Origin of the sequence: Actinokineospora auranticolor, from assembly GCF_002934265.1 — a bacterium.
Taxonomy (GTDB): domain Bacteria; phylum Actinomycetota; class Actinomycetes; order Mycobacteriales; family Pseudonocardiaceae; genus Actinokineospora; species Actinokineospora auranticolor.
Map to the genome: position 1 here is coordinate 51,669 of NZ_PTIX01000031.1, position 18,346 is coordinate 70,014.

The following is an 18,346-nucleotide window of genomic DNA, read 5'->3' on the forward strand; positions in this document are numbered from 1 at the left end:
GGGGGCGGCGCCGATGCCCATCACCGGCCTGGACCACGCGATGCTCGCGGTGCGCGACCTCGACACCGCCGCCGCCGCGCTGACCGGCGCGCTCGGCCTGCACGTCCGCCGGGGTGGCCGCCACCCCGGCTGGGGTACCGCGAACGCGGTGCTGGACCTGCGCTCCGGCTACCTGGAGCTGATCACCGTCGCGGACCCGGCGGAGGCCGCGGCGGTCGACGCGGGTCGCCGCATCCTCGAGTTGCTCGACCGCGACGGCGGCGGCTGGCTGGCCTTCGTGCTCACCGCGAAGGACCTGCGCACCACCTGGCAGCAGGTCCGCCGCGCGGGCCTGTCCATCGCCCGGCCGGTCGGCGGCCGGGCGGTGCGCCCCGACGGCAGCTACCGCTCCTGGGCGGTGGCGGGGCACGGCGAGGAGTTCCGCACCGGGCGCCTGCCGTCCCTGATCGAGTACGGGGACGGCACCCCACCACCCAGGGAAGACCCGCCGTCGCACGGCCCGGCACCGGACGTGCTGGGAGTCGCGCGGCTCGACGTGGCCGTCGCGGACCTCGACGCGGCCACCCGCCGCTACGCGCGGCTGCTCGGCGGCCCACCGGTCGCCGAGCCCGGGCACTGCGCCTGCTGGACCCTGCCCGACGGGGTCGGCGTGCGGCTGCTGCCCATCGACCTGACCACCGCCACCCGCGAGGGCCTGTGGACCGTGGCCCTCGCGGTGCCCGACGCGCGGGCGGCCGCCGCCGTGCTCGACGCGCGCGGCACCGGCTACACCCCGGCCGGTCCGGGGGCCGTCCTCGTCGACCGGGGGGCCACTGCGCCCGCCCGGATCGTGCTCACCGAACTCCGGGAGGGTTGGGATGTCCGAGCAGCGGCAGTCTGAGCAGTACGGCGCCTGGGACTCACCGCTGGCCGCGGCCGACGTGGCCGCGGCGGGCGGCGAGCCGCGCTGGCTGATGGAGCAGTGGGTGGCCGCGGCGGGCGAGCAGATCTGGTGGGCGGAGTTCCGGCCCACCGAGGGCGGCCGGTCGACCATCGTCCGGTGGACTCCCGGCCGTGGCGCGGAGGACGTGCTCGGTCCGGGGTGGAACGTGCGCAACCGGGTGCACGAGTACGGTGCGCGACCGTTCGCCGTGCACTCCGACGGGGTCCGGTTCGTGTTCACCAACTGGGCCGACCAGCGGCTGTACCTGGGCATCCCGCGCGCCGAACCGGTTCCGCTGACGCCGGAGCCGGAGATCCCGGCCGGGGTCCGGTACGCGGACCCGGTGATCGTCGGCGCCGAGGTGTGGTGCCTGCGCGAGACGATCACCGGCCCCTCCCCCACCGACGTGCGCCGCGACCTGGTGGCCGTGCCGACCTCGGGGGCCGCCGCGGCGGACTGGGACGCCGTGCGCGTGCTCGCCGCCAGCCACCGGTTCCTCAGCGGCCCCAAGGTGTCGCCGGACAAGCGGCACGTGGCGTGGATCGGCTGGGACCACCCGGCGATGCCGTGGGACGGCACCGAACTGTGCGTGGCGCCGGTGCGCGGCACGACCGTCGGTGAGCACCGGGTGCTGGCGGGCGGCCCGACCGAGTCGGTCTGCCAGCTGTGGTGGACCGGCCGCGCGGAACTGACCGTGCTGACCGACCCGGACGGCTGGTGGAACGCGCACCGGATCGGGCTCGACGGCACCCGCACTCCACTGTGGACCGTCGAGCAGGAGATCGGCGGCGCGCTGTGGAAGCCGGGGCTGAGCTGGGGCGCGCCGTTGGCGGACGGGCGGATCGCGCTGCTGGCGGTCGGGTGGCACGAGCGCGACGGCGAGCGGACGCACGGTTCGCGGCTGGTCGTCCTGGACCCGCGCACCGGTCACGTCCGGCACGTGGAGACCCCGCACACCGTGTGGAGCGGCCTGGTCTCCAACGGCACCGTCCTCGCCGGGGTCGCGGCGGGGCCGAACAACCAGGCGACCGTGGTGCGGGTGGATCCGGACAGCGGCGGGCTCACCGAACTGTCCGCACCGCGCTGGACCCCGCCGGGGTCGGAGTGGCTGCCACAGCCGCGGCACCGCGAGTTCACCGCGCCCGACGGCACCGCCGTGCACGCCATCGTCTACCCGCCCCGCAACCCCACCGCGACCGCCCCGGACGACGAGTTGCCGCCGCTGCTGGTCACCGCGCACGGTGGCCCGACCGGTCGGAGCATCGACGCGCTCGACCCGGAGGTCACGTTCTTCACCTCGCGCGGCTTCGCGGTCGCGGCGGTGGACTACGCGGGCTCGACCGGCCTGGGCCGCGCGTACCGGGAGCGGCTCAACGGCCAGTGGGGCGTGCTCGACGTGCGCGACTGCGCGCTGGTCGCGACCGCGTTGGCCGACGAGGGGCTCGTCGACCGCGACCGGCTCGTGGTGCGCGGCGGGTCGGCGGGCGGGTGGACCACCTGCGCGTCGCTGACCTCGGTGTCGACCTACCGCTGCGGCACCGCGTACTACCCCGTGCTGGACCTGCTGGGCTGGGCCACGGGCGAGACCCACGACATGGAGTCGCGCTACCTCGACGGGCTCGTCGGGCCGCTGCCGGAGGCCAAGCAGACCTATGTGGAGCGTTCCCCCGTCAACCGGGCGGACCGGCTCGACGCGCCGCTGCTGCTGTTGCAGGGCGACGAGGACGAGGTGTGCCCGCCGATCCAGTGCGAGCGGCTGCTGGCGGCCATCGACGGGCGCGGCATCCCGCACGCGTACCTGGTGTTCCCCGGTGAGCAGCACGTGTTCCGCCGCGCCGAGTCGATCCGCCGCGCCCTGGAGGCGGAGCTGTCCTTCTACGCGCAGGTCCTGGGCTTCACCGCCGCGGGCGTCCCGCGCTTACCGCTGAACGACTGACCCGGGAGGCGTCACCACATGGGTTCCAGATCCGTCACCCACTTGCGCTCGCACCGGCGGACCGTGGCCACCACGGTCGCCGGGAACTTCGTCGAGTACTTCGACTGGCTCGCCTTCGGGCTCTACGCCCCGCTGTTCGCCGCGCAGTTCTTCCCCGCCGCCGACCCGGCCGGCTCGCTGCTCAGCACGTTCGCGGTGTTCGCCGCGGGCATGCTGTTCCGCCCCCTGGGCGGGGTGCTGCTGGGCAGGCTGGCCGACCGGCGGGGCCGCAAACCGGCGCTGGTGCTGTCGATCATCCTGATGGGCGGTGGCTCGACGCTGATCGGGCTCTCGCCCACCTACGCGCAGATCGGCCTCGCCGCGCCGCTGGTGCTCCTGCTCGGCCGCGCCGCGCAGGGCCTGTCCGCCGGGGGCGAGTGGCCCGCGGCGGTGACGTACCTGATGGAACTGTCCCCGCCGAACCGCCGCTGCTTCTACGGCAGCCTGTTCGCGATGAGCGCGGCGGCGGGGGCGTTCGTGGCGTCGCTGCTGGGCGGGGCGCTGTCGTCGGTGCTCGGCGCGTCGGCGATGTCCGGGTGGGGCTGGCGGGTGCCGTTCCTGCTCGGCGGGGTGTTCGGGGTCGTGCTGCTGCTGTTGCGCGGCAAGATCACCGAGACGGCGGTGTTCGAGGAGTCGGTGCGGTCGCGGGGGTCGCGCGGGTCGCTGCGCGCGCTGCTCGTCGAGCACCGCCGGTCCGTCGGGCTGGTCGCGGTGGTCGTGGCCGGGACGACGATGGTCAGCGGCACGTGGACGGCCGTGGTGCCCGCGATGGCGGCGCGGGTCAGCGACTCCGGGACGATGTTCTGGGCCGTGGTGCTGGTGACCGGGGTCGTAACGCCGCTGCAGGTGCCGTTGGGCGCGCTGGCCGACCGGGTCGGCGTGCGGCCGGTGCTGACGGCGTTCGTGCTGGCGTTCGCCGTGGTCGGGCCGATCGCGTACCTGGGGTTGTCGCCGAACTTCCTGGTGCTGGTCCTGGCCTACGGCAGCGGGATCCTGTTCATCGCCGGGCTCACCGCGGTGCTGCCGAAGGTCTTGGCCGCCATGTACCCGCCGGAGGTGCGGGCGGTCGGCATCGGTGTCCCGCACAGCGTCACCACGGCCGTCTTCGGCGGCCTGACCCCGATGCTGGCCACGTACATGGCGGCGCACGGCGCGTCCGGCTGGTACATCGCCATCGTCGTGGTCGCCGTCCTGCTCGCCTGGGCCGCCGCGATGGACGCGGCGCGGCGCTTCGTGCGCGCCCCGGCGACCGACCTGTCCACCCCGGACGACGGCAGGCCGCCGGTGGCCGCCGCCGCGTGACCCGAACCGCCGGAGGCGTGAGGAGCCATGTCCGCACCCGTCACCATCCAGACCCCGCTCGCGCTGCGCGACCCCGAGCGCGTCGACGCGGGCCGCACCGGGGCCAGCCACCTGGTCACCGTGACCGGCCCCGAGATCACCGCGGAGGTGTTGTCCGCGGTGCTGCACCGCCTGGTGTCGGTGTCGACGGTGGTGTGCGGGATGCGGACCATGGCCACCCACCCCTGCACGGCGCTGGAGCTGTCCGTGCGCCTGTCGACACCGCTGGGCAACGCCGAGGCCGCGCTGCGGGTGGGCCTGGGCAGGCTGGCGGGCCAGTGCGAGGTCGACATCTCACTGCTGCGCGCCGAGCGGCGGTACGGACTCGTCGTGTTCGACGTGGACAACACGCTGGTGGTCGGGGAGGTGGTCGACCGGCTGGCGGAGCGGGCGGGCCGGGCGGCGGAGGTCGGGGTGCTGACCGCGCGGACCATGCGCGGGGAACTGGACTTCGCCGAGTCCCTGCGGCAGCGGGTGGCGATGTTGGCGGGTCTGCCCGTCGGGGTCCTGGAACGGGTCACGTCGGAGATCCACCTCATGCCGGGCGCCTTGGTCGCGGTGCGCACCTTGCAGGCCCTCGGCGTCAAGGTGGGCGCGATCTCCGGCGGCTTCACCCCGGTCGTGGCGGCCCTGGCCCGCTCCCTGCGGCTGGATTTCCACGCCGCCAACGACTTGGAGGTGGCCGAGGGGCACCTGACCGGGAGGCTCACCGGTGAGCTGATCGACGCCCCGGCCAAGGTCCGCGCCCTGCGCCGGTTCGCCACCACCGAGCGGATCCCGCTCCCTTCCTGCGTGGCGGTCGGCGATGGGGCGAACGACACGGACATGCTGAAGGCGGCGGGGTTGGGCATCGCGTTCAACGCCACGGACCAGGTCCGGGCGGCGGCGGACGTCGCGGTCTCCTACCCCCGGTTGGACCTGGTGCTGCCCATGCTCGGCGTGCCGGTGCCGTGCGCGCTGGTGGGTGGCTGATGCCGCGCCCCAGCCACCTCCTGTGCCGGGTGGAGGATCTGCCGAGGGCCGTCGCCGACTACCGGGCCCTGGGTTTCACGGTCGAGTGGGGCAGCTCCCCCGGCACCGCCGGCAACGCCCTGATCCGGTTTCCCGCCGGACCGTTCTTGGAGCTGCTGACGGTCCCGATCCCGGCCGCGACCCCGCCGCCGGACGCGCCGGGTATCTACGGGCGCCTGGGCTCTTGGGCCTGCGGGCGCGGCTGGATCGACTTCGCCGTGGAGACCGACGACGACCACCTCGACGACACCCTGTCGCGGCTCCACGCGGCGGGTATCCCTTGCACGGCGCCCGCCGCCCACCACCGGGTGCGGGCGGACGGGGTGGCGCTGTCGTGGTGGATCGCGGCGCCGGTCGACCGGGCACTGCCGTTCGTGATGTCCGCGTACCGGCCGGCGCAACCCGCGCCCGTTGGAGGTGGGGCGCACGCGAACGGCGCGGTGGGGGTGGGGAAGGTGGTCATCGGTGCGCGCGACCCGGAGCGTGCCCGACCGCGCTGGGCGCGGGTGCTCGGCGACGAGCCGATGGTCGAGGTCGTGGCGGCGGATTCCGACGGGATCGTCCGTGTGGAGTTGACCGGTCGTTGGCGGCCCTTGGACCGGGCACTGCTGCACGGCGCGAACCTCACGATCGGCGGTCACCCGCCGCCTTGACGCACCTCGATCGTGAGTCCGTAGTGGTTCGCGATGTCACTGGCGAGCTCAGGGCCCGCGTACCGGGGGAGGTGGTTGTGCCACCAGTCGCCGTAGTCGCGGGACGGCTCCGGGAACAGGACCGCCCGGAACCTGGCGTCCAACGCGTCGAGTCGCGCGCGCAGTTCGGCGAAGCCGGGCAGGCCACGCGCCACCTCGTCGTCGAGGACGTCTTGGACCTTGCCCCGGACGAAGAGGTCGTTGTTGTATTCGTAGATGTTGTCGTAGTAGCCCTCCTCGACGAACTCGACCATTTGCTCCCACGCCTCGACCAGGCTGTCCGAAGTCCACGTCCACCCCGGGTTGGGGACCCCGCACAGCTCGGTGACGCGACGGGAGAGCGCCTTGGCGTCCTGGCTCATCGGATCGACCCCATCGGCGTCGGCGAGTAGCGCGGGCCGGGTGGCCGAACGCCCTCCACCAGCACACACTCCGCCGCCCGCACCCGCAACTCGCCCCTCACCCGACGTGGCGAGTGCCTAGGGTGGTTCGGTGGGTGGGCACCCGGAATCGCGCAACGAGGTGCGTGGTCGATCGGGCCTGGTGGTCCAGGCCCAGGTCATCCACGGCGGGGTGCACCTGCCGGGTGCCGCGACCGGGCCCGCGCTCGTCGCGCGGCCCGTCGACGAGTGGGATCCCTTCGACCTGGATGTCCACCGGGCGATCCACGTCGAGGGCGGCGACGCCCTGCCGCCGTTGCCCCGGTACCTGCCGCGTGAGCACGACGACCTCCTCGACGAGGTGCCGGCGCGGCCCGACACCAACCCGATGGTCGTGCCGACCGGGGACTCGTCCACCGGGAAGACCCGCGCGCTACGAGGCCGCGCCGGCACCCAGAACTGCGCGGGTGGCCGCTGGTCTACCCGCGCACGCCGGAGGACCTGATCGGGCTGTTTAGCGACGGGACGCCCGCCGGGGTGGTGGTGTGGTTGATCGAGACGCAGAACCCACGGCCGAGTCGTTCGGCGTGGCACCCCTGATCCCCCGCCGCTTCGCGCCGGGACCGGGCCCGGCCGACGCCCACGAACCGCACGACTACCCCGACCAGCACGCCCGCCACGCGGTCCGCCCACCGGACACGTCCTGGTCGGCGATCGCCGACCACCTGCCCACCCCGACGACTGCGCCCACCTCATCAGCGCCGCCTACCGGCGTCTCGACTCCGGCCACGCGGACACATCCTGGCCACCGCCATGTCGCGCCTCGAGGTCCCCGCCAACAGGGATCTGGTGCGATTGACGGCTTCCCCGGACTTGGTGGCACCGGCGAAGTCCATCTCGACAACCTGGTGAGCGTCGAAGCGCCGACCCCGGCGAGTGGTGGTGGGCGGCCGGTTCGGTGGCCGAGATGCAAGCCGGGTCCCGATCCGGACGACGTTCGGTCGAACAGCCCTGCTGCGCGGGCGGGTACTCGGTCGGGCTGTTCGCCCGTGGTCACCTGACGTCGGCTCATCGGTAGGTGTCCAGGTGGTGTGGGGCTGCTTTGCTGTGGGTGTCCCGGCAGTCCGACACCTTGAGGACGGATCCCTTGACTCGAACCACACTCCTCGGCGCCCTGGCGGCGTCCGCCGCATGTGTCGTCGCGCTCGCCGCGCCCGCTTCCGCGGCCCCGGCGGGGTCGTACTGGAGCTGCGAACTGCCCGGTGGCTACACCTACACCGACTCCGGGATCACGCAGGGCTGCGCGCACCTGTTCTACGTCACCGCCCCCAGCACCGGGTTGTGGGCCTGCTACGTCCCGACCGGCTACACCCACACGGCGGTGCAGAGGTCGAACAAGTGCTGGCTCAACGGGTCCAACAGCCAGTACCTGCTCGCCGCGGTCTGACCACCCCAGGGACATGGCCCGCACCGGGTCCGACGGCCAGGTCCAGGCCGCCCGGCGACCAGACCCGCGCAAGGTCGTCGGACAGGGGCCTGGGGACAGGCCCTAGCGGACGTCTCCCGGTAGCGCGACGCTCAGTTCGGCGGCGTGGTCCCGGTGCTGCCGCGCGGCCAGCGGGTGGCCGGCGGCCTCGGCGACCGACGCCAGGTCGCGCAGGGTCTCGACCTGGCGCTGGGGTTGGCCCGCCCGCCCGAACAGCGCGAAGGCGTCGTGCAGGCGGGACCGGGCCTCGTCGAGGTCGCCGCTGGTGTGGGCGAGTCTGCCCCAGGTCTGCGACACGCGGGCCTGGCCGACGGTCGACGCGCTGGCCCGGAACAGGGTCATGGCCTCCGCGCAGTTGGCCAGGGCCGGGGTGAGGTCGCCGAGGGCGGCGTGGTTCTGGGCGGCGCGCAAGAGGACGTAGGCGCGCAGCGCGTGGTCGATGGGGGTGCCGTCGACGGGAGGCGGGCGGAAGAACTCCAGGCACGCGGCGAACTCGGCCGCGGCGGCGCGGTGGTCGCCGTGCTGGTGGCGGTTCGCGCCGCGGTACATCCGGGCCAGGTGCAGGCCCAAGTGGTCGTCGGCCCGGTCGAACAGCTCGACGGCCTCGTCGAGCAGCCGCGGGTGGTCGGCGGTGGGGTCGCAGTTGGCCAGGTAGACCCGTGCCCACGCCTGTTCCCGCAGGTCCCCCACCGCCTCGGCGGCCGTGCGGGCGGACCTGGCCATGTCCGCCGCGTCCGCCGAGCGGGCGAACAGGGCGTGCAGCGTCCACGAGAGGAACCCGCGCAGCACGGCCTCGTCGTGCCTGCTGCCGGTGGCCAGCGCCGAGTCGAGGCCCAGGCCGAACACCTCCAGCCAGGTGGCGGCCGTGCCGCCGATCTCGGAGTACCAGTGCATCGCCTCGGCCAGCTCGATCACCGCCCGGTGCTCGCCGCGCGCGGCCGTGCCGCGCAGCGCGCCCAGCCAGTTCGACTCCTCCTCCCGCAGCCAACGCCCGGCTTCGACGTCGTCGGCGAAGGACGGGCCCACCGGGGCGGGGGTGCTCGACGGCCGGAAGTGACCGCCCGCGGCGGCCGTGGCGGTGCGCACCAGCCACTCGACGAGTCGGGCTTCCGCCTCGCGGGCGGCCTGGGGCGGTTCGTCGCGGGCCAGGCACTCGGCGGCGAACACCCGCAGCAGGTCGTGGAACTGGTACCGGTCCTCCACCTGGGACAGCAGCAGCAGGCTGGCGTCAGCCAGCTCCTCCAGGACGGCGCCCGCGTCCTCCTCGTCGAGGCCGGTGAGGGCGGCGACGGCCCCGGCACCGAAGTCCGCGCCCGGCACCAGCGCGAGCCTGCGGAACGCGGTGGCCGCCCGCGCGCTCAGCTGCCGGTAAGACAAGTCGAACACGTCCCGCACGCCCAGGTCCCCGGCGGTGAGCGTGGACAGCCGCCTGCCGCGGTCCCGCAACTGGCCGACCAGGCGGCCGATGGGCCACCGCGCGCGGCCTGCCAGGCGGTTGCCCGCGATGCGCAGCGCCAGCGGCAACCGGCCGCACAGCTCGACCAGCTCACCGGCCGCGTCGGGCTCGTCGGCCACCCTGGTGGGTCCCGCGATGGTCGACACCAGCGCCACCGCGGCGGCCCGGTCCAGCACGTCCAGCACGAACCGGCTGACGCCCGTGAGGCCGAGCAGCATCTGGCGGCTGGTCACCAGCGTCAGGCAGCGCGGGCCGCCGACCAGCAGCGGGCGCACCTGGGCCTCCTCGGCCGCGTCGTCGAGCACGAGCAGGGCGCGGCGGTCCTTGAGCAGGAACCGGCACAGGTTGGTGCGCTGCTCGAGCTCGGCCGGGACGCGGACGCCGTCGACACCCATCGACCGCAGGACCACGTGCAGCAGGTCGGTGGGCGTGCGCGGTTCGGACGACATGCCGCGCAGCTTGAGGAAGACCTGCCCGTCGGGGAACCTCGGGGCGAGGGCGTGGGCGGCGCTGGTGGCCAGGGTCGTCTTGCCGGTGCCGGGTGGACCGGTCAGCACCAGGACGGTTCCGGCGCGCTCGCCCGTGGCCACCTCCTCGGCCAGTTCCCGCAACGCCCCCAGTTCCCGCTCGCGACCGGACAGGTCGTCGATGTCCGGTGGCAGCGCCCCGACCAGCGCGCCGCTGAACACCCGCGCGTCCGCCGCGGTGGAGGCGGTGCGCAGCCGCGCGGCTTTGGCGGACGTCTGGAAGTGGTCCAGCTCGATCTCGGTCAGCCGCAGTGGACCGGCGAGCGCCGCGACGGTGCGCCGCTGCGGGCTCTTGGCCACGCCGCGCTCGATGTCGCTGATCGCCCGGACGCTGATCCCCGTGCGCTCGGACAGCTCCTCCTGCGTGAGGCGCGCGCGTTCCCGGTGCGCCCGCAGCAGGACGCTGAAGGCCGCGGGTGGGAGGTCGCCGGACGCGTGGGGCATGCCCCAAATGAATCACGCCCGCGAGAAGTGTTCCAACTCACCGGGAGCGCGCCGACCGCCGGGGACCGGGGTGGCGGAGGGTCCGATCGACCCGGCGCGCGCCACCGCCACAGCGGATGACCGGGCATTTCACCCGGACCCGCCGCTCCCGGAACCGCGGTCCGGGCCGTGCCGGGTGTGTTCGTTGACACCCGGTGCAACCCCGGGACCGGTGGTTCCGCACGCACGACCCGGTTCTGCCGGTGGTTCCTCGTGGCGCTCCCGGTCCGGCGCCGCTCTACTGGCGGCACACCCCATCGCCAGGAGCCACCGTGAACCAGGGACCCACCCGCCCCCGCCACGAACCCGACGAGCGCCGGGTGACCCTGGTCGTCTCGGTCGACGACCCGCGCGCCGCCGACGACCTCGGCGCCCGGATCGGCGCGGCCATCGAACGCTCGGCGGGCCGCACCGAGGAGCGGCGCGTGCCGCTCTGCGAGCCGGAACCGGAACACTCCATCCAGGACTTGCTCGCGGGCCGGGTCACCTGGGACGAGCTGACCACCTGCCGCAAGCGACCGGCCCACGACGAGCCGTAACCGGATCCGATGACGGCGGCGCCCGACCTGGTCAGGTCGGGCGCCGCCGTTGTCGTCGTGTTGTCCCGTTGTTGGCCCCCCGGTTTCCCGGCGGACAACAGTTCCGTGTATGCGGCGCGGCCGGATGTCCACACGGGAGTCGCCGAACCCCGAGCGGGGCCGACCACCGTCAGGCGGGTGCGGTCCACGTTCCCTGCGCGCGTGGACCGCACCCGGGTGGGCCGGGCGTGACCGACCTGGCCTGCGCCGCCGCGGCGCGTGTCCGTCCGAGACACGGCCGCGGCGGCCCGTTCAGTACACGGCATGCGGCGGCCCGACACCACGCAGAACGACCGGCAGAAACAGCGGTTCTCGGCTGTCCGGCCGGCTCGCCCTGCCCGCGATCCTCGCCCCGGACTTGACCACTAGGACGAAACAGACAAGCCGCGGGCGGTCCACACCGCCCGGAACCGTTGGGGCAGACGACCGTCGATTCCGGGCAATGCCGCGCCGCGAGCAGGGCCGGGCGGGGTCGACACGTGCCACGCCGCGACGGCGCAGTCACCGACGGGGAGCAGCCAGGTCCTTTGTGGATTACCCGGAGGGGTGGTCGGGTCGTCGGAGCCGACCCAGGTGGAGCCCTGGGGCGACGTGGCGGCGATCGAGCGCGGGCTGACCGTCGCGCACCGGTCGCCGCGGCAGGCGGCGCGCCCGCCGTCGTGGGACACCGCGCACTTGATCTCGTTCTACCGCAGGCTGATCTACTCGCCGAGTCGACGCTCCTGACCTCGGTGCGCAGCGCCCCGACCGACCGCCGATCGCGCGAACGCCCGTCGCGCGGTGGCGGGTCCGGCGGTGGTGCCCGGTGTCAGGTCGCCGGGCACCACCCGAGGCCTCGGGTCAGATCAGGCCCGCGCGCAGGGCGTGGGCGACCGCGTGCTGGCGGTTGCGCACGCCGAGCCTGCTCGCCACGCCGTGGATCAGGTTCTTCACGGTGCGCGCCGAGTAGCCGAGGCTGATGGCGATCTCTTCGGTGGTGCACCCGTCGGCGAGCAGGCGCAGCACCTCGCGCTCGCGGGGTTCGACCACCGGCGCCAAGGGGGCGGGCAGCGCGGCGACGAAGCCCTCGACCAACTCGGCGGCCGACACGTCGGCGGCGGGCTCGACCGCCAGCACGGTGTCGGCCAGCCGGTCCCCGGTCGTCGCGGCCAGCGGCAGGACGACCCGCACCCGGTGCGCCACCAGCCGCCGCGCGTCGCCCGCGCCGAGGCGGTCGGTCACCAGCACGACCGGCAGACCCGGGTCGACCACCGCCCGCGCCAGCATGGCCACCCCGTCGGGGGCGAGCCGGTCCACCGCGATCACCAGCAGGTCCGCCTGCCGGGCCCGGTGCGCGGGCGGCACCACCAGCCCCGGTCTCCTGGCCAGGCAGGCGGTGATACCCGCCAGCAGCAAGGGATCCACGGTGCGCACCACAACGGTTCTCCTTCGCACGAACGCCTCCCCACGCCGGTCCCACCGGCTGTCGTCACGTGTTCGGTGCAGTGGTCCGGGCCCGTGAGCTGCCCGGAAACGCCTTGCCTGCGGGGTTTCGCGGTCGGGGCGAACCCGCGGCGATCGGTGAGGCGCTACGGTGACCTGGTGTCGTCGTACGCCAGACCGCTGCTGGTGGATGTGCTCCTGGCCGTCGCGCTGACCGCGCTCACCGAGTTGACCATGGCCACCGGCGCCAACGGACCCCCCGGGTGGCAGGCCTACGTCCTCGCCGCGTTCGCCACCGCGCCGATCGCCCTGCGGCAGCGCGCGCCCGTGGCGACGATGGCGGTCATCCTCGCGGCCGTCGCCGGGTACAGCCTGCTCGGCTACCGCAACATCCCCGGTGGCGGGGTGGGCGTGCTCATCGGCCTGTTCACCGTCGCGACCCTGCGGTCGCGGGCCACCGCCGCCGCGGCCTGGGTGCTCACGACCGCGATCCTCACCCTCAACATCCGGTTCGCCGGCTCGGTCACCTGGACCGAGGGCGTGCAGGGCGCCCTGGTCGCGATGGGCGCCTGGGCGCTGGGCGAGGCCACGCGGCGGTGGGGGCAGCGGGTCGAGGCGCTGGGCGAGCGGGCCGGGCGGGCGGTGGCCGACGAACGCGGCCGCATCGCGCGCGAGCTGCACGACATCGTCGCGCACCACATGTCGGTGATCTCGTTGCAGGCCGGGCTGGCCCGCTACGTGCTGGACACGGACCTGCCCACGGCCAAGGCGGCGATGGCCACTGTCGGGGACACGAGCCGCGAGGCGCTCACCGAGCTGCGGCGCCTGCTCGACGTGCTGCGGGTCGACCACGGCGAGGACGACGGCGCCGCGCCGGACGACGCGCGTCCCGGGCTGGCGTCGCTGGAGGGGCTGGTCGAGCGCATGCGCGGGGCGGGGCTCCCGGTCGAGGTGGTGGTTCGCGGGCACGCGCGGGCGTTGCCGCCCGGGCCGGACACGTGCGCGTACCGGGTCGTGCAGGAGTCGTTGACCAACGTGCTCAAGCACGCGGGGCCCGCGACCGCGCGGGTCGACCTCGACTACGGCGACCGGCTGCTCGCGATCCGGGTGTCCGACGACGGTGCCACGCCCGAGCCGTTCCACCTCGGGCCGGATTCGCGCGGTCTCCGGGGGATGCGCGAGCGCGTCGAACTCCTCGGCGGCGTCTTCACGGCGGAACCGGTGGCGGGTGGGGGTTTCGCCGTCACGGCCGAGGTGCCGGTGGAACCCGCGGTCGAGTGGAACCCATGACCCTGGCACGGCGCCTAGACCACGCCCACGCGGATCGCGTAGGCGACCGCGTGCGCCCGGTTGCGCAGCCGCAGCCGGACCGACATCGCGTGGATGATGTTCTTCACGGTGCGCTCGGAGTAGCGCAGCCGCACGGCGATCCCCGGGGTGTCGTGGCCGTCGGCCAGCAGTCGCACGACGTCGAGTTCGCGGGCGTGGAGCCGGGACGCGCCCATCCCGCGCGGGGCCTCGCGCTGCGCGGCGCCCACCTGCCGCAGCAGCTCGCCGAGTTGGTGCGGGGGCAGCGCGCCGCGTCCGGCGGCGGCGTCGCGGATACCGCCGACCAGCCGGTCCGAGGTCGCCGCCGCCCTGGGCAGCACGACCACGACACGGCAGCCGACCACGGTCAGCAGGTCGCCCGGGGCCAGTCCCCCGGTGACCAGGACCTGTGGGCGCGGGTACGCGTCCGCTGTGGCGCGCACGAGGGACACGGCTTCGGCGGGCGCGCGTTCCGCCGCGACGACGAAGACCTCCGCGTCGGCGATCCGCGCTTCCGGCAGCACGAGCACCTCTCGGCGGCCCGCCAGGCTTTCCGCGACCCCGACGGCGGTGAGCGGGTCGGTCGCGCGCACCCCCACCCGAACCCGCGCCGGTTCGGACCGCACCACCGTGAGTCGGCGGGCGTGCGCGCTCTCCACGGGAGCCGCCACCGCGCGGAGGCAGGCCGTGTCGGTCGTGTTCACCGTGCCGAAGGTAGGGGTTCCCGGGCCGTCCGACGTCGCCCGACGATGGCAACTCCGCCTACCCTCCTGGTGGTACCCGCGGTTACCACGACAAGGGGGCGCCGGGTCGGCGGATGTCCGGATACCGTGCGAACCGTGCTCGCCAGCCGCAGGCCAGACCCGGTCGACGTGGTGCTGGCCCTGCTGGCGACCGGCCTCGCCGTGGCCGACCACACGGGTCCCTTGGCGGGGTACGCGGTGGCCGGGGTGACGGCGGCGCCGCTGGTCCTGCGCCTGCACGCGCCGGTGGGCACCGCGCTCGTCGTGGCGGGGGCGACGGCGGCATACGGTCTGCTGGGATACGGGGACTTGCCCTGCGGCGGGATCGGTTTGCTGGTGGGCGTGTTCACCGTCGCGTCCCTGCGGCCGCCGCGCACCGCGGCGACGCTGTTCCCGGTGGCCGTGGCGGGTCTGGTGGCCGGGTCGCCGCACGCGGTGGTGTGGCCGGACCTCGTGGATGGTGTGCTGGCGCTGTTCGGCGCGTGGGTGCTGGGCGCGGGCACTCGGTACCGGGGACCCGAGCGGGTTTCGCGGGCCCGCGCGGCGCGGGACCTGCGCGACGTGCTCGCCCACCACTTGTCGGTCATCTCCGTGCAGGCCGGTCTGGCGCAGTACACCGTCGACCGGGACCCGGCGACCGCCCGGTCGGCGGTCGAGGCGGTCGGCGACTGCGGCAGGCAGGCGCTCGCGGAACTGCGCGGCCTGCTCGATGTCCTGTGCGACACGGCAGGCGCCGAGCCGGATCGCGCGCCGCAGCCGGGTCTCGGCGAGTTGGCCGACCTGGTGGACCGGACCAGGGCGGCGGGGCTGAGCGTGGCGGTGGCGGTCACCGGCCAGGTCCGCCCGCTGCCGCCGGGGCTGGACCTGTGCGCGTACCGGATGGTGCAGGAAACCCTGGCGGGCGCGCTGGAAACCGCCCGAACCGGCGCCGCGCGGGTGGGCCTGCACTACGGTCGGCGCACGCTCACCGTCGTGGTGACCGACACCGGCACCGCCCGGCGCGCGTACCCCGCGCCGTCGACGCGGGAGCGGGCGCGCCTCTACGGCGGCGTCCTCACCGCCGGACCGGCGGAGGAGGGTGGCTGCACCGTGGTGCTGCGCCTGCCGATGGGCGGCCGATGACGATCCGCGTGCTCGTCGCCGACGACCAGCCCCTGATCCGCGCGGGGCTCGTCGCCCTGCTCACCGCCGCCCCGGGCATCGAGGTCGCGGGCGAGGCGGTCGACGGCGCCCAGGCCGTGGCGCTGGCGGGCAGCACGGCGCCGGACCTGGTGCTGATGGACATCAAGATGCCCGGTTTGGACGGCATCAGCGCCACCAGACAGGTCCTCGCCGCCGACCCCGCCCCACGCGTGCTCGTGCTGACCACCTTCGACCTACCCGAGTACGTCTACACGGCGCTGAGCGAGGGCGCGTCCGGCTTCCTCCTGAAGGACACCCCACCGGAGCGCATCATCGCGGCCATCCACACCGTGGCGGCGGGAGACATGCTCATCACCCCGAGCATCACCCGCAGGCTCGTGGAGACCTACGCCCACCACCACCGCGCCACCGCGGTGGACAACGACCGCCTGGCCGCGCTCACCAACCGCGAACTCGAAGTCCTCCGCCTGGTCGGCAACGGCCTCACCAACCCCCAGATAGCCCGGCGCCTGGTGCTGAGCGAGGAGACGGTCAAGACGCATGTCAAGCGCACCATGGGCAAGCTCCGGCTGAGCAGCCGCGCGCAGGCGGTGGTGATCGCCTACGAGGCTGGGCTGATCACCCCGGACCCGACCGCGAACCGGCCACCCCGACCGCCGCGGTAGACCACGGTGGACAGCCGCTCAGACCGGGAGCCTGACCCGGACCGCGTACACGCGGGTGACCCGCCGGTCCTTGGTGTTGTTGTCGCTCACCAGGTACAGCAGGCGCGTGCCCTGGTTCGGCCCGGCGGTCTCCTCGGGGAACGCGGCCATGCCCACGACGTTGTCCAGCAACGGGTTCGGCTGCCGCTGCTTCACGGTGACCTGGCCGGGGCTGCCCGCCGGGCAGTCGCCGAGGTCGAACAGGAGGGTGCGGCGGACGAACATGTCGGCGCTGTTGTCGGCCAGCGTGGGGTCGTCGGTGACGTCGACCGCGGCCTCGAGGTGCACGTCGAAGACCCGGATCGCGTTGCCGAGCCCGTCGACGTACTGGCGTTCCAGGACGAGCAGCCGGTCCTTCCCGACCACGACGAGCTCCGCGAGGTAGAGGCCCGCGTCGGTCACGTACCCGTACTGGCGGTCCGGCGTGTACTCGCCCCCCGGTGTGCCGCGGTAGCGCTGGATGCGCAGGCGGTTGCGCCCTTGCGCGTCGCCGTCGGCGCTGAGCGGCGCCTCCCAGCCCGCGTAGAGGTGGTCGCCGTCCGGTGTGGCGGCCAGCGCTTCGATGGTCCGGCCGAACTGGGCGTCGCCCGCGGGTGGCTCCCGCAACCGCTCCGGCACCACGATCGGCTCCCCCACCTCGCGACCGGTACCGATCTCGAAACGGCGGATCGACGGGCCTTTCTCGGAACCCACCAGGATGGTCCGACCGCCGCGCTCCACCACCAGCCCCTCGCCGTCGATCTTGTCGCCGTACCGCGCGCCCGCCGCGTCGCGCAGGGTCCGGCCGACCTCGGCGGAGACGTTCAGGTTCTCGGGGTCCCGCAGCGTGAGCGGGAAGACGCGACCGGGTTCGTTGTCGGCCAGGGCGTACGCCCTGGACTCCTCGGTCATCGCCAGCGCCGACAACCCGCTCACCGCCTCGCCGCTCACGTCGACCCCGTCGAGCTGGTCGGAGTGGCTGAGCAGCGTGGCGTTCGCCGAGCACGGCGCGCCCGCGCGCACCGGGCTCAGCGCCTTGGCCCAGTCGATGCCGGGGCGCACGGCCAGCCCGAGCGCGATCCCGACCACCGCGGCCGCGGCCAGTGCCAGCGCGCGCCTGAGCCGTCGACGGCGCCCCGGGGTCGGCGGGGCGGGGACGAGGTGGGGACCTTCGCGATGTTGCGGGTGAAGGACAGGTCGCCGACCTGGTTGCGGTCCTGCTCCTGCGGTTCCGGCCGGTTGTCGCGCTTGAGCCGCCGCCGCACCTCCCGGAAGACCACGCCGAGGCTGAGCACGGTGTCGGATTCCTCGGGGATGCCGTCGCGCAGGACGTCCACCAGTTCCCCGGTGAAGACGGTGCACTTGTCGGCGCTCGGCGCCAACGCCTTGCGGTTCGGTGCCGCGGAGCACATCAGGTACGAGCCAGTTCGGACATCTCCCGGATCGGCCGGATGAGGTCCGCGGCGGTCCGGGGGTGGTGGACCTTGCGGATGCGACCGGTTTCGACGCCCCAGACGTTCTCGTCGGTGAGCACGTCGTAGAGCTGCTCGACGTTGTTGTACACCGCCCGCAGCGACGGGAGTTCGCGGTCGACGTAGCGGTCCACGCCGATGAGCACGCACGCCGAGTTGGCCGGGTCGATCCGCCCGAACGGCTTCGGGTCCGCGACCACCGCCGCGCGCTCGCCCGACGGGTCGCGCAACGCGCCGAACACCGCCCTGGCCTCGTCGCGGTGCTCGTCCGGCACGACGAGCCGGACGCCCGTGGGCCGGTTCAGCTCATCGCGCCAGGCGCGGACGGCGACCGCCAGCTGGCCCACCCCCACGACCGCGGACACGGCGGCCAGGACGACCTCCGCCGCGCCCAACTCCCCCGGCCGCACCGGCTCGTGCTCGACGACCACCCGCCCGTGCGCCCGGAGCGCGTGGTCACCGGCCAGGTGCGGGGAGAGCGTGCGCAGGTCGTCCCGCGAACCGTCGTCCGCCCCCGCCTCGAACCTGAACTCGATGATGTCCAACGTCTCTCCAGACAAGAAGACAAGACCGGCGCGACGGGATGGGGTTCGGCCCCACTATGGCACGGGGCCACCACGCGACGGCCCGGCGAATCGGACTCCCGACACCGGACAATTCCCTGACGTTCATGTGCGCAACAGCTCCGCGACACCCACCCGGGCCGGAGCACCGACGACCGGTG

The 18,346-nt window shown here is 74.3% G+C and carries 19 protein-coding genes; 12 read left to right on the top strand and 7 right to left on the bottom strand.

The window, feature by feature from the left end:
• Positions 1 to 13 precede the first annotated feature (13 nt).
• Genes CLV40_RS33195 through CLV40_RS33215 form a run of 5 tightly spaced genes read left to right on the top strand, consistent with a single transcriptional unit; the run spans position 14 to position 5,902 of the window.
• Positions 14 to 880 carry a VOC family protein gene (locus CLV40_RS33195; RefSeq protein ID WP_104482977.1) on the top strand — a complete coding sequence of 289 codons (867 nt, stop codon included), beginning with the start codon at positions 14 to 16 and terminating at the stop codon, positions 878 to 880.
• A complete protein-coding gene (locus CLV40_RS33200) occupies positions 858 to 2,858 on the top strand; it encodes a prolyl oligopeptidase family serine peptidase (RefSeq protein WP_104482978.1) in 2,001 nt (666 codons plus the stop codon). The genes CLV40_RS33195 and CLV40_RS33200 overlap by 23 nt, the downstream gene beginning before the upstream one ends.
• 18 nt (positions 2,859 to 2,876) lie before the next feature.
• A complete protein-coding gene (locus CLV40_RS33205; protein ID WP_104482979.1) occupies positions 2,877 to 4,199 on the top strand; it encodes an MFS transporter in 1,323 nt (440 codons plus the stop codon).
• 27 nt (positions 4,200 to 4,226) lie between these two features.
• Positions 4,227 to 5,210 carry a phosphoserine phosphatase SerB gene (serB, locus tag CLV40_RS33210; protein WP_104482980.1) on the top strand — a complete coding sequence of 328 codons (984 nt, stop codon included), beginning with the start codon at positions 4,227 to 4,229 and terminating at the stop codon, positions 5,208 to 5,210.
• Complete coding sequence (locus tag CLV40_RS33215) at positions 5,210 to 5,902, top strand: VOC family protein (protein ID WP_104482981.1); 693 nt, start codon at positions 5,210 to 5,212, stop codon at positions 5,900 to 5,902. The genes serB and CLV40_RS33215 overlap by 1 nt, the downstream gene beginning before the upstream one ends.
• Here CLV40_RS33215 and CLV40_RS33220 read toward each other — a convergent pair.
• Entirely contained in the window at positions 5,887 to 6,303 is a 417-nt protein-coding gene (locus CLV40_RS33220; RefSeq protein ID WP_104482982.1) for a hypothetical protein, read from the bottom strand. The genes CLV40_RS33215 and CLV40_RS33220 overlap by 16 nt on opposite strands.
• A 130-nt stretch (positions 6,304 to 6,433) precedes the next feature.
• Between CLV40_RS33220 and CLV40_RS33225 the strand changes: the two genes are divergently transcribed.
• Positions 6,434 to 6,826 (top strand): hypothetical protein, encoded by a 393-nt coding sequence (locus tag CLV40_RS33225; protein WP_104482983.1) that lies wholly within the window; start codon positions 6,434 to 6,436, stop codon positions 6,824 to 6,826.
• 642 nt (positions 6,827 to 7,468) lie between these two features.
• Positions 7,469 to 7,768 carry a hypothetical protein gene (locus CLV40_RS33235; protein ID WP_104482985.1) on the top strand — a complete coding sequence of 100 codons (300 nt, stop codon included), beginning with the start codon at positions 7,469 to 7,471 and terminating at the stop codon, positions 7,766 to 7,768.
• A 102-nt stretch (positions 7,769 to 7,870) separates the two neighbouring features.
• Here the strand turns inward: CLV40_RS33235 and CLV40_RS33240 are convergent, their stop codons facing one another.
• Positions 7,871 to 10,234 (bottom strand): ATP-binding protein, encoded by a 2,364-nt coding sequence (locus tag CLV40_RS33240; RefSeq protein WP_104482986.1) that lies wholly within the window; start codon positions 10,232 to 10,234, stop codon positions 7,871 to 7,873.
• Between the two features lie 311 nt (positions 10,235 to 10,545).
• On the opposite strand from CLV40_RS33240, the gene CLV40_RS33245 reads away from it, so the two are divergent.
• On the top strand, positions 10,546 to 10,812 hold the full coding sequence (locus CLV40_RS33245) for a hypothetical protein (protein WP_104482987.1): 267 nt from the start codon (positions 10,546 to 10,548) through the stop codon (positions 10,810 to 10,812).
• Positions 10,813 to 11,397: 585 nt separating this feature from the next.
• A complete protein-coding gene (locus CLV40_RS33250; RefSeq protein WP_104482988.1) occupies positions 11,398 to 11,577 on the top strand; it encodes a hypothetical protein in 180 nt (59 codons plus the stop codon).
• Positions 11,578 to 11,691: 114 nt separating this feature from the next.
• Here CLV40_RS33250 and CLV40_RS33255 read toward each other — a convergent pair whose 3' ends face one another.
• The gene (locus CLV40_RS33255; RefSeq protein WP_146108361.1) at positions 11,692 to 12,264 is read right to left on the bottom strand and encodes a helix-turn-helix transcriptional regulator; all 573 of its coding nucleotides are present in this window, start codon (positions 12,262 to 12,264) and stop codon (positions 11,692 to 11,694) included.
• A gap of 168 nt (positions 12,265 to 12,432) precedes the next feature.
• Between CLV40_RS33255 and CLV40_RS33260 the strand changes: the two genes are divergently transcribed.
• Positions 12,433 to 13,563, top strand: a complete 1,131-nt coding sequence (locus tag CLV40_RS33260; protein WP_245931729.1) for a sensor histidine kinase — start codon at positions 12,433 to 12,435, stop codon at positions 13,561 to 13,563.
• Between the two features lie 14 nt (positions 13,564 to 13,577).
• Here CLV40_RS33260 and CLV40_RS33265 read toward each other — a convergent pair whose 3' ends face one another.
• Positions 13,578 to 14,285: a helix-turn-helix transcriptional regulator gene (locus CLV40_RS33265; RefSeq protein WP_245931730.1), complete on the bottom strand. Its 708-nt coding sequence runs from the start codon at positions 14,283 to 14,285 to the stop codon at positions 13,578 to 13,580.
• A gap of 135 nt (positions 14,286 to 14,420) precedes the next feature.
• Here CLV40_RS33265 and CLV40_RS33270 point away from each other — a divergent pair, with 135 nt between their 5' ends.
• Together CLV40_RS33270 and CLV40_RS33275 are read left to right on the top strand one after the other, a co-directional pair.
• Positions 14,421 to 15,446, top strand: coding sequence for a sensor histidine kinase (locus CLV40_RS33270; protein WP_181043901.1), 1,026 nt, complete (start codon positions 14,421 to 14,423; stop codon positions 15,444 to 15,446).
• Complete coding sequence (locus CLV40_RS33275; RefSeq protein WP_104482991.1) at positions 15,443 to 16,132, top strand: response regulator; 690 nt, start codon at positions 15,443 to 15,445, stop codon at positions 16,130 to 16,132. The genes CLV40_RS33270 and CLV40_RS33275 overlap by 4 nt, the downstream gene beginning before the upstream one ends.
• A gap of 18 nt (positions 16,133 to 16,150) precedes the next feature.
• Here the strand turns inward: CLV40_RS33275 and CLV40_RS33280 are convergent, their stop codons facing one another.
• Genes CLV40_RS33280 through CLV40_RS33290 form a run of 3 tightly spaced genes read right to left on the bottom strand, consistent with a single transcriptional unit; the run spans position 16,151 to position 18,167 of the window.
• Positions 16,151 to 17,239, bottom strand: coding sequence for an esterase-like activity of phytase family protein (locus tag CLV40_RS33280; RefSeq protein WP_146108362.1), 1,089 nt, complete (start codon positions 17,237 to 17,239; stop codon positions 16,151 to 16,153).
• On the bottom strand, positions 17,179 to 17,562 hold the full coding sequence (locus CLV40_RS33285) for a hypothetical protein (protein WP_104482993.1): 384 nt from the start codon (positions 17,560 to 17,562) through the stop codon (positions 17,179 to 17,181). The genes CLV40_RS33280 and CLV40_RS33285 overlap by 61 nt, the downstream gene beginning before the upstream one ends.
• On the bottom strand, positions 17,562 to 18,167 hold the full coding sequence (locus CLV40_RS33290) for an effector-associated constant component EACC1 (protein WP_104482994.1): 606 nt from the start codon (positions 18,165 to 18,167) through the stop codon (positions 17,562 to 17,564). Before CLV40_RS33290 ends, CLV40_RS33285 begins: the two co-directional genes overlap by 1 nt.
• Positions 18,168 to 18,346: the final 179 nt, after the last annotated feature.